The organism is Chryseobacterium pyrolae (assembly GCF_025153485.1).
In the GTDB taxonomy this organism is placed as follows: Bacteria; Bacteroidota; Bacteroidia; order Flavobacteriales; family Weeksellaceae; genus Chryseobacterium; species Chryseobacterium antibioticum.
In genome coordinates, this window is sequence record NZ_JANZQH010000015.1 from 34,705 (window position 1) to 45,035 (window position 10,331).

A 10,331-nucleotide genomic window follows, 5' to 3' on the forward strand; every position below is an offset into this window, starting at 1 on the left:
TATGCAAGAAAGGCAAGAACAGATTAAAATTTATAATTTTTTTCAGAAAGCAGTATATGTTTTAGTTGGTGTTGATTTCTTTGTGCTGTTTTGTAGGAATTATCCTAATGAAATTTTAAGTCAGTTAGCACTTAATTTCTCTAAAATGAATTTCTTATTTCCAACTTTACATATAAAACTGTTTCAGATATTGATGGTGATTTTAGTGTCAATTGGGACCAAAGCTAAAAAAGAGACTGACATTAATATCACGAATAAAATAACACTTCCAATATTAGGCGGGCTACTATTGATCTTTTCTTCAATGTATTTGATCTCATATGCATTTAGTCCGAAAGAGCCTAAAATGTTTTTAAACCATTTTAATTTTTATCATGTAGGATATTTATTTCTATCATTGTTAGGAGTGCTTATTTTAATGGTAGGCACTGATAATATCAGTAAATTATTTCAATTTAAACTTGGAAAAGACAGATGGAATGTTGAACAAGAAAGTTTTGATCAGAATAAGGAACTAGTCGAACATGATACTATAATAAACATTCCCTACCTATTCTATTTCAACAGAAAAATGCATGTTGGGTGGCTAAATTACGATCCATTCAGGGGAACTATCGTTATAGGAACCCCAGGAAGTGGTAAATCATTTGGAGTTATAAATCCCAGTATTAGACAAATGATAAAAAAAGGATTTACTATATGTCTTTATGATTTTAAATTTCCGGATCTAGCACAAATTGCCTACTATTCTTTTCTACAAAAAAAGAAAAGTGATCCAAATTACAAACATAAATTTGCTGTAGTTAATGTAAATGATGTAGAAAAGTCCGTTCGTGTAAATCCTTTCAAGGCAGAATTTATTCAAACACAGTCCGACGCTCAGGAAATGTCTGAATCAATGGTTTATGCCTTGCAAAGGGGTGGCGGTTCAGGCGGTGGGGGGTCTGAAGCATTCTTTACTCAGTCAGCAATAAACTTCTTGTCAGCAACGGTATATTTTTTTGCAAAATATGAAGATGGTAAGTATTCTGATCTTCCACATATACTGGCCTTCTTAAATAGAAGTTATGAGGATATCTTCGATATTTTATTTCAAAATATAGAGCTTACCTCGCTGCTTTCAACTTTTAAAAGCGCATATGATAATAAAGCTTTCGACCAATTGGAGGGACAAATCGGAACTCTGAAAATATTCATGTCAAGACTTCATACTAAAGAATCTGCATGGGTCCTTTCAGGTGATGATATAAGTTTAAATATTTCAAATAATGAAAATCCCACAATCTTAGTATTAGCTTCTGATCCAAGAACACAAGATCAGAACTCTGCTATCTATTCAGCAATTCTTAATAAAATTATACAGCAGATCAACACCAAAAAGAATTTACCTTCAGCTGTAATTGCGGACGAGTTTCCAACAATATACATACATAAGGTTGATAATTTGATAGCTACCGCAAGAAGTAATAAAGTTGCTGTTCTATTGGGATTGCAGGAGCTGCCTCAATTGCGCCAGTATTATAAAAAAGAAGTAGCTGATACGATTGTTGCCATTATCGGGAATATATTCAGTGGATCAGCAAGAGATAAAGGTACACTGGATTGGCTTGAAAAACTCTTTGGAAAAGTAAAGCAACAGTCAAAATCACTTTCTGTAAATCAGAATAATACAAGCTATAGTATTCAGGAGCGGATGGATAACCTTATACCGGCTTCTAAGATCGCTTCTTTAAAAACAGGGGAAATGGTTGGAATCTTAGCGAAAAATGAAAGAAATGATTCATCTAATACAGGATTAAAAGAATATTCAACATCCGTTTTCAACGGAAAGATAAATCTTGATATGAACGCAATTAAGAGAGAAGAGAATAATTATCCGGATATGCCAATATTTTATAAGTTTCAGGAAGGGGATAAAAACATTAAGAATGAGTTTTTATTCTCTAATTTCTTAAAGATAAATAACGATATAGATACTTTAATTAAAAAATTAAAAACAGTTCCTTATGAATAAAAAGGTATTCAAGTTTCAATTTTTACTTATGGTCTTCTTTATGAATTTTTACTATTCTCAGTTCAATACAATTTACCATAAAAGTCCGGCTAAAGTAGCTTATCAGGTTAACCCTGAAAGAAAGACAGGAAATGTTTTCCTGGATCTTCCGGAAAGTAAACCTATTGAGAAAGAATCTAAAATAAAAGAAAAGCGTAAGCGAAAAAAGAAAGAAAATGAAAGTGTGTTTTCTTTTAAGGATTCACTAGAATTTTACAATTCAAAAAAGGAGGACACTATTTTACCTTCTAAAAAAATTGTTAAGAAAGAAATTCCTATTCCACAGAGTGATGATACCGACTTCGAAGAAGTAGATCAAGATATTGCTTATAAGCAATTCCCTCTTATTTATGAAGAGGATCACATAGAGAGGAAAACGCCTATAAAGCAAAAGATACATATGCCTGTTAATAACCTTCATGTAACTTCAAAATACGGCTACAGAGTTCATCCAGTATATGGGACTAAGAAATTACACGCCGGAGTTGATTTGAGAGCAAACTATGATAGAGTTTTTTCAGTCATGAATGGATTGGTTACTGAAACAGGTTATTCATCACGAAATGGAAATTATGTGGTAATCAATCACAAATATTTCAAAACTTACTATTTGCATTTATCTAAAATTCTTGTAGAAAAAAATGATATAGTAAAACCAGGAGCCGTTATCGCTATCAGTGGAAATACCGGGACATCAACAGCGCCTCACTTACATTTTGCCGTTAAAGAAAATGATAAGTTCATCAACCCTATTGAATTTTTAAACGATTTAATCATAGCTAATAATACAATTGCAGAAAATTATGGAACAAAAAGAAAATTTACTCAACGATAAGTTAAAGAGTGACTTATTAAAGTATGGGATTCTGGATAAAGACGAAAAACTTAATCCCAAAATTGACAATCAGGATTTTCAAAATCTTATATCCGGAGGCGAACTATTAATTGAAAGAGATCAGAAAGCCGTTCTCCTTTCATTAGATGATTCTAAATTAAAGATTGAACTCCTTAATAATGATATGATTAAGCATAAAAATGTTTCATCTGCCGAGATTTATCATCTTTTCAAAAACGCCAATATGTATAAAGCACTAGCTGATTATGGGCATATTGTCAATTTCGGCAAAGATCATTTATTTGGTGATATAAAGAATGAAAAAACTTTTTTTGTTGTGCTTGAAAATGAGCGTGGCCAGACCATGTTTAGCGGAAATGATCTTGAAAAAAAATTAGCCAATTATAAAATTGGTGATAGAGTTCAGATCAATAATATCGGTATTGAAAAGAAAAATATTGAGTTTGAATTAAATAATAAGAAAGAGAGCAGTATTAAATACGATAATCTCTTTACAGTTGGAGATTATAACCCAAAGAACAAACAGGTTAAAAATTCATTATTTGAGCTTAATAAAGGTTCAAATATTGTTAATGAAATTGATACTACTTCACTTTCAATTAAAAGTGTAAATGGTCATTATTTATCCGATAAGGAACTGGATAGATTGAAAAAAGGAAAATCAATTAGCTTGGATGATGGGTTAGAAATTATGTTGTCCCCTAAAGAAAAAAATAGATTTAATCTTATTGCCAATTCAAGGAACCTGCTCATCGGATCTTTACTCATTGATGGTGGCATTTCATTTACCCTCATAAAAACTATTCAATTAATCAAAACAATGATTACTGAACACCAGCAGAAGCAGATTGAAAATAAGTATTTAAATGAGCTTCAAAAACTTAAAGGGCAACTACAACAACAAGCTCAAAAGTTCCCTGAAGATAAAAGCATAATTAACAGTGTCAATATTGTGGATAAGGAGATCCAGTCTGTCAATTCAATTGATCCTTCTCTAAATAAAAAAGCTGAATATACTGAAGTGAAGATTGATTTACGACCTTTTGAAGATTCTCAGGAAATTCAAAGGCTTTCGGAAAAAAAATATCAGGGACAATCAACAGATGACCTGGTTAAGATTGTAAAGGAAAAAGATGCGGAGTATTCTAAGGCTCTCCAGGCAGATAATAATTCCCAAATGAGCCGTCTTAACAAAGATATTAAAGAAATACAAAGTGTAATAAATTACAGGAAGCAATCAAACTCAGAAGAGGAAAATAAAACAAGAGAAAGAGGATCTGGCTTTACCAGATAAAATGACAAAGAACATATTTAGTGATATGTTCTTTGCTTTTATTGTTAGTCGGAAAAAACATACAATGAATTTAAATATATTCAATGGAAATTGATCAGAAATTAATTGAGCAGTTCAAAGGATCTTTTATTAATGAGTCTATTATATGCTTTAGTGGAGATAACGACAGTAAGATAGAATATAATTCTGATTTAAATGTGTGGAATGATTACGGTGATTATTTTAAAATTATTAATCCTAACAGAGTTTCAATCCCTAAGAAAATATCAATATTTTCTAATATACAGGAAGCAATATTTTTTTTCGACGAATGGATAAATGATCTTAATAAACAGAGATTTGATGAAGAGATAATCGTTTGTTCAAATGAAAATACTGTAGATGATTTACTTCAGTATCTCTACGATTATATTTTAGTTTTTAACAAAGACTCTTTAAATATTGATATTTATCACCGCAATAATTCTTATTCTGGGATTATCAATATTATGAATATCAATAATTTCTTTACTTCTAATAAAATTACTTACCAGTACAGTAACAAGAAATTGTTTTTTTCCAATGATACAGTATTACAGATGCCTATAGATTTACAATCTATAGATGTTTTGTTGATTCCTTTTATAAAATTTCATGTACAAAATAATCTACTTAACTATCGTAATTATGATTATTTACTTAGTTGGTAATAAAAACAAATAATAATAATGGAAACATCTATAAACCCGAATAATAACCTGAAGGTTGAACTTAAAATAACTGAAACGCAAATAAAAGCCTTTACTGATTACTTTGAATATGGTTTAAATAGCGACAATGCAAGTTTAACAGCTACACAAATGGCTAAGATTCCTGATGTAATTGATAACAATTTGCTTAATAAAGTAGATAAATTTATGTTAGCTACAGAAGGGCTGGAATTAGTTTCCTTGGGAGTTAAATATCACATTAATAAGGATGATAATATTGTAAGGTCTACTTTGTCTGAGGACTTAATAGAAATACCCAGTATTGTTAAGAATAAGGATGTGAAGTTTAATGATTCGATCTCACTTTCACATGATGAAATAAGGCAGGCAAATCAATTAATAATTTCTGAAAAACAAAAAGAAATATTATTGAAAAATGGCTCAATAAATATTCCAAAAGAAGAAGCCGAAGATGAATTAAAAGTAAGCTTATCGATAAATAAAGATGGGAATATAAATGCCACTTGGTACAATGGAGAAGAGGAAACTTTCAAAAAAGAAGAAATTTTTCCTAAAGTAAAAAATGAAATAACCAAAGATACAGAGCCTAAGGATTCTTTGAAAACTATTATTTCTACATTCAACGAGGATCAAACGAAAAATTTTAATTATTTAAAGGATCAGATGAAATTTTTAGGTTTTGGTGTAGAAGAGAAACTTCATTTGGAATTAGCAAACAAAATTAACCTGGGTGAGAATAATTTTGTGATTAAGCAAGGGACTGAAATGAACCATTTCAAATCCAATGAAATTACCTTTTTACTCAGCTTTAATAAATCCAAAGAAACAGAAAATGTTTTTTTGAATTCTTATCTTGTCAGTTTAGAAAACAAAGAAAAAGATCAAAATGTATCGTACAATGTAGATCTGAAGAAAGTGCCTTTTTCAGCAAAAGAGGCAGTGAATTTAATTGAGGGCCGAAGCGTAAGAACGGAGATAAATCTTAAAAACGGGCAAAAAGAGGATATTTTTGTAAAAATCGACTTTCAAAATCCTAATGAAAATGGAGAATTTAATTTGAATAAGTTTTTTCAAAATTATGGTGTAAATACAGCTGAGATCCTTAAAAAATCAAATGTTCTCATTGCAAATGATGAAATTCACAATAAGCTTATTAGATCTTTAGAAAAAGGGAATGTAGTTCCAGTGTTAATTAAGAATAGTCAAGGTACTGAAAAATTAAACGCTGTATTAAATCCGCAGTATAAAACACTCAATCTGTATGACTTTAAAATGCAACGGTTAAATACTTCTCAATCAATGGGCAGTACTATAGCCTCAGAAAAAAAGGATATCGAAAATAATGTTCAACAATCAACACAAAGAAAAATATGAAAAGGTTGCTAATTTTATTAATTCCACTTTTATTTCTTGTTGGATGCAAAAAAGAGATTAAAAGTACTGAAGGTTCAATCGATCTATTTACAAACATTTACTATGATGCATCCAAAGGACTTACAAATTACCGTCAGTTTTATATATCAAAAATGGATTATAAGAATGATACAATATTAGAATTTGTTCCAAATGTTTTATTTCCTTCTATGATGGATAGAATCACCTTTATTAAGAAAGATTCTTTTTATAAACCAGTAGATTATATTGAAGGGAAAACTACTGCATTTATGAAAATGACGGCAAGCAAGCCTCAAAACGTTTATAAAAAACAATTTGGCTCCAAATGGGTGAACTTTCCAATTTTCGGATATGATAAACGTGTTAAAATGAGTGATACTATACTTTATGGGAATAAAGAATTTAGCAGGTTTAAAACCGTTCAGGGAAAGGTTCTTACTATTTTTTATATCAAAAAAACCGATACTATTCTACCCTATTCACTAAATAAAATTGCAGACCAAGACTATAAGGGGAGGCTGGAAAGAATAGATAGCTATGATAAAGAGAAAGATATTTTCACAACCCTTGTACTAATTCCAAGGAAAAAAATATCTGAAGATGGGAGAGAATTGTTTTCATTCAATGAAAAATTAAATAAGATGCTTAATAAGCTGGAAAAACAGAAATCTAAATAACAATCTATGAACAGTACAATTAAGATCATTTTAGGAGGATTATTCCTCCTAATTTCTTTTATTTCCAAAGCACAAATCAATATTCAAAATAAGGGTGAATATTTATTAATAAACGACAGTACCAAGATAATAAGAGGCGGTATAATAAAGATTAATAAGCCTTATCAATATGATTTTATTGCTATCCAACAGCAACAAGGGTTTAGTTTGAAGAAAGTAATGCAAATTGCTAATGTTGCTTCAGTTGGAGGAGCTTTAGGAACTAGTATTGGAGGCATTACAAAAAGTACAGAAATTATTGTTACCGGGGCAAAGGTTGTTAATCATGCTCATAATGTTAACAATATCATTTGGACAGCTGAGCAAATTGGCCAGCTTAATGCAAGTTCAAAAGCTAAAAAGATTGTAGGAAAGGATTTTGTTGTTGTTGATTGGGATTTTGATCAGGATGAAAATACTTTCTTCCTAGTTGGTAAAATTGAAAGTAAGAAGTATAAAATATTTCTTCAGAATGCAATAGCTCTTAATGAAATTAATTTATAATGAATTTTTTACGCTTAGTAAAAAACAACATCATAATAATTTTAAATGAAAAGCACTTATCAAAAGATAAGTGCTTTTTTTGTTTTAAGTCTAATTGTATATTCTTAATGTCTTAAAATAGATTTAAACAGCATTTTAGGGATTCTCATAATTATTTTTCTTGAAGCAAACAGAATTAGTATTAGCAGAGCAAAACCAAACCTGGAATTACTCTCTTGTATATTATCGGTAAATACATTGGCAACACTCGCCAAAAATAAATTGAAGATCAATAAACCGTAAATAATAAATTTTATAATTCCTTTTAATAAAGCTATCATAACATTGTATTCTAATACAATATTATAAAAAGAAATAATCCTAACAAAATAAAATTAAATAAATTGTTGTTTTTGTTGTCTTGATTGTTTTGTATATATTTGATTTTATAAATTACCATTATGAAAGAAGATATTAATAATTTCAAATCAGTTCTAAAAGCTTATTTTACTCAGCACAATGTTAGCATTGTTTTTATGGGAGAAAAAGACAATCCTCTCATAGTAGATTCTTCAACTGGAGAGGCTTTATATTGTTCTTTTTCAAGGGATAACTCAGGAGTTGTTTTTGGCTTTAATAATAACATTAAGAAATTCTATATTAGTTTTGTCGATCTTTTAGATGATTCCAGATTTAATTTTAACCATTGGTATAAAACATCCACTAAGAAAAAAATTTATATCTTTCAAAGTGAAAATCAGTATTTCCAGAGATATAATGTAAAAGAACAAGAATTTGTTCCTATTTTTACACCTGAATTGGATAGGTCTTATTTTGTATTTAGACTTGAGAAAGCTCTTTTATTTCAGCGGAAAATGAACCAGAATGGTATCATATTAAAAATCATCAGACAATGGGAAGATCAAAAAAGAATTTGCTAATAAAAAACACCAAAGAATTAATAGACAAATTTAAAAGAATTGGTTTTGAATTTTACCAAGATAATAATAAAATTCATTTATTTTCATTCAAAAATTTCTTGATTGTAACTTTATTAAATCTAGAAACCGAATATAAAAAGAAGTATAAAACTATATTGCTGCCATCGGAAGAATATATTTTATTTTACAAGAAAAAAGGCACTAATATTCATAAGGAATATATAAAAGAATCTAAAGAGAATATTAATTTTAATTTAGAGACTGAATATTATGATTTGTTTTATAGCTTAATGCATACTTTTTATATCAACAATAGTAAGAACTATTCAAATTATTCTTCCTCTATTTTTTTTGAAGAGATTGTTAAGTATTTAACAGAAAATACATTGCAGATGATTGACCTTAGTGAGTCAGAAAATTAATTAAAATCTATCCAATTCAATGCTTTCTCAATTTCAAATACTGAATTCTTATCACCTTAAAATTTTAGCATTAACTACAATGATTTTAGATCATGTTGGTGCTATGTTTTTCCCCGATTTTTTACCTCTAAGAATAATAGGCAGAGTTGCATTTATATTATATGCTTTTATGCTTGTAGAAGGTGTAAATAACACCAGAAATATTAAAAACTATATTCAAAAAATTTTTATTTGGGCTCTTATTTCAGAAATTCCATTTGACCTTGCTTTTTATGGCAAGCCTTTCTATTTTGAACATCAAAATATATTTTTCACATTATTAATTTCAATTTTAGGACTGCAATTCTTTCAAAAGTCAAAATCGTTTTTTTTGTCCTTTATAGTTGGCTTGGTTTGTTTGGTTGTTTCTTATTTTTTTAAATTTGATTATTCCTGGTATGGTACAAGTTTGATATTTGCTTTTTATCTTTTCCGGAAGCTTAATTTTTTTAAATTTATTTTTATAGAAACTATTAGTACTATAGCGACTTTTAATGTATTAGGAGTTCAGTTTTTTGCATTTCTTGGTTTTATTCCAATCTTTTTGTATAATGGAAAACAGGGAAAAAAAATTGGGAAGATTTATTATTCGTTTTATGCGATTCATTTGCTCATATTTGCATTAATTAAATATGTTACGAATGTTTGATGAGATAATTTTTTTTATTTACTTATTAGCCGCAGTTATAAATATATATAATCTTATTTTCAGAAGAATTGTTTTTAAAAATAAATACTACTTAATTTTTACAATCGTTGTTATTATTTATTCTTTGAGCTATGTAGGATTTTATCTGTATAAACACTACTATTAGATATATTTGCATAAATTTTTATTATGAAAAAACCACTCTTATTATTATCAATTATTTCTTTATTTTTCTCTTGTAAAAAAGAAGCAAGTAGAAGTATACAACCTACTCAAAGTGTAAATCAGAAATCGAACAAAGAAATTCAAGATTCAATAAGAAAAAAACAGGAACAGGATGTCATTAATATGGATACTGATCTTAAAGAATCTAAAAAATCATTGGATAAAGATTTAAATACAATGAAGTAGCATAGAATAATAAAGATGTTTTTTCCGACTATTAATAATCCCTGGGAGATTTACCGGGCCGATGGAGCCAACAGCTTCAGGGCCTAAGTTTTCCATCGGCAGCCATCTGAAAGATGGCTTTTTTTAATTCGCCAAAACCGATGGCCAGATCTTCTTCAGATCAATTTTTAACGAATTATTATTTAAATCTGGAGAAAGATCTGGAGCTGTAATAATTCGTTAAAAATCGGAATAGTTTATAGTTCGTTAAATCATTCCGGTTCCTGGCGATATCCTGCGCTGCCGGAATCATTTTAACGAAGTATTTTTTTGGGGTCAGCTGTCCGGGAATCAGATGCCCCGGCATAGTCCTTCCTGATCCC

Annotated in this window: 12 protein-coding genes; 11 read left to right on the top strand and 1 reads right to left on the bottom strand. The window is 29.2% G+C overall.

Annotated features, from left to right (window positions below; translation table 11 throughout):
• Position 1 precedes the first annotated feature (1 nt).
• The 11 genes from NZD88_RS20785 (at position 2) to NZD88_RS20835 (ending at position 9,969) form a co-directional block, all read left to right on the top strand.
• Complete coding sequence (locus NZD88_RS20785) at positions 2 to 2,014, top strand: TraM recognition domain-containing protein (protein WP_259831694.1); 2,013 nt, start codon at positions 2 to 4, stop codon at positions 2,012 to 2,014.
• Complete coding sequence (locus NZD88_RS20790) at positions 2,007 to 2,888, top strand: M23 family metallopeptidase (protein WP_259831696.1); 882 nt, start codon at positions 2,007 to 2,009, stop codon at positions 2,886 to 2,888. Before NZD88_RS20785 ends, NZD88_RS20790 begins: the two co-directional genes overlap by 8 nt.
• Positions 2,857 to 4,203 carry a hypothetical protein gene (locus NZD88_RS20795; RefSeq protein ID WP_259831698.1) on the top strand — a complete coding sequence of 449 codons (1,347 nt, stop codon included), beginning with the start codon at positions 2,857 to 2,859 and terminating at the stop codon, positions 4,201 to 4,203. The genes NZD88_RS20790 and NZD88_RS20795 overlap by 32 nt, the downstream gene beginning before the upstream one ends.
• Before the next feature lie 83 nt (positions 4,204 to 4,286).
• Positions 4,287 to 4,892 (top strand): hypothetical protein, encoded by a 606-nt coding sequence (locus NZD88_RS20800; RefSeq protein ID WP_259831700.1) that lies wholly within the window; start codon positions 4,287 to 4,289, stop codon positions 4,890 to 4,892.
• A gap of 18 nt (positions 4,893 to 4,910) precedes the next feature.
• Positions 4,911 to 6,287 carry a hypothetical protein gene (locus NZD88_RS20805; protein ID WP_259831702.1) on the top strand — a complete coding sequence of 459 codons (1,377 nt, stop codon included), beginning with the start codon at positions 4,911 to 4,913 and terminating at the stop codon, positions 6,285 to 6,287.
• Positions 6,284 to 6,985 (top strand): hypothetical protein, encoded by a 702-nt coding sequence (locus NZD88_RS20810; RefSeq protein WP_259831704.1) that lies wholly within the window; start codon positions 6,284 to 6,286, stop codon positions 6,983 to 6,985. The genes NZD88_RS20805 and NZD88_RS20810 overlap by 4 nt, the downstream gene beginning before the upstream one ends.
• Positions 6,986 to 6,991: 6 nt before the next feature.
• On the top strand, positions 6,992 to 7,528 hold the full coding sequence (locus NZD88_RS20815; protein WP_259831706.1) for a hypothetical protein: 537 nt from the start codon (positions 6,992 to 6,994) through the stop codon (positions 7,526 to 7,528).
• A 440-nt stretch (positions 7,529 to 7,968) separates the two neighbouring features.
• Positions 7,969 to 8,448 carry a hypothetical protein gene (locus NZD88_RS20820; protein WP_259831708.1) on the top strand — a complete coding sequence of 160 codons (480 nt, stop codon included), beginning with the start codon at positions 7,969 to 7,971 and terminating at the stop codon, positions 8,446 to 8,448.
• The gene (locus NZD88_RS20825) at positions 8,421 to 8,870 is read left to right on the top strand and encodes a hypothetical protein (RefSeq protein WP_259831709.1); all 450 of its coding nucleotides are present in this window, start codon (positions 8,421 to 8,423) and stop codon (positions 8,868 to 8,870) included. Before NZD88_RS20820 ends, NZD88_RS20825 begins: the two co-directional genes overlap by 28 nt.
• 19 nt (positions 8,871 to 8,889) lie before the next feature.
• Positions 8,890 to 9,558 (top strand): conjugal transfer protein TraX, encoded by a 669-nt coding sequence (locus tag NZD88_RS20830; RefSeq protein WP_259831710.1) that lies wholly within the window; start codon positions 8,890 to 8,892, stop codon positions 9,556 to 9,558.
• Positions 9,559 to 9,747: 189 nt separating this feature from the next.
• Positions 9,748 to 9,969: a hypothetical protein gene (locus tag NZD88_RS20835; protein WP_259831711.1), complete on the top strand. Its 222-nt coding sequence runs from the start codon at positions 9,748 to 9,750 to the stop codon at positions 9,967 to 9,969.
• Between the two features lie 178 nt (positions 9,970 to 10,147).
• On the opposite strand, the gene NZD88_RS20840 is transcribed toward NZD88_RS20835, so the two are convergent.
• Positions 10,148 to 10,331: hypothetical protein (locus tag NZD88_RS20840; protein ID WP_259831712.1), on the bottom strand; the 184-nt coding region annotated here is incomplete at its 5' end.

Bases quoted from the DNA above. Each gene is read 5' to 3' on its own strand.
- NZD88_RS20785 (WP_259831694.1), top strand. From the start codon at position 2: ATGCAAGAAAGGCAAGAACAGATTAAAATTTATAATTTTTTTCAGAAA.
- NZD88_RS20790 (WP_259831696.1), top strand. From the start codon at position 2,007: ATGAATAAAAAGGTATTCAAGTTTCAATTTTTACTTATGGTCTTCTTT.
- NZD88_RS20795 (WP_259831698.1), top strand. From the start codon at position 2,857: ATGGAACAAAAAGAAAATTTACTCAACGATAAGTTAAAGAGTGACTTA.
- NZD88_RS20800 (WP_259831700.1), top strand. From the start codon at position 4,287: ATGGAAATTGATCAGAAATTAATTGAGCAGTTCAAAGGATCTTTTATT.
- NZD88_RS20805 (WP_259831702.1), top strand. From the start codon at position 4,911: ATGGAAACATCTATAAACCCGAATAATAACCTGAAGGTTGAACTTAAA.
- NZD88_RS20810 (WP_259831704.1), top strand. From the start codon at position 6,284: ATGAAAAGGTTGCTAATTTTATTAATTCCACTTTTATTTCTTGTTGGA.
- NZD88_RS20815 (WP_259831706.1), top strand. From the start codon at position 6,992: ATGAACAGTACAATTAAGATCATTTTAGGAGGATTATTCCTCCTAATT.
- NZD88_RS20820 (WP_259831708.1), top strand. From the start codon at position 7,969: ATGAAAGAAGATATTAATAATTTCAAATCAGTTCTAAAAGCTTATTTT.
- NZD88_RS20825 (WP_259831709.1), top strand. From the start codon at position 8,421: ATGGGAAGATCAAAAAAGAATTTGCTAATAAAAAACACCAAAGAATTA.
- NZD88_RS20830 (WP_259831710.1), top strand. From the start codon at position 8,890: ATGCTTTCTCAATTTCAAATACTGAATTCTTATCACCTTAAAATTTTA.
- NZD88_RS20835 (WP_259831711.1), top strand. From the start codon at position 9,748: ATGAAAAAACCACTCTTATTATTATCAATTATTTCTTTATTTTTCTCT.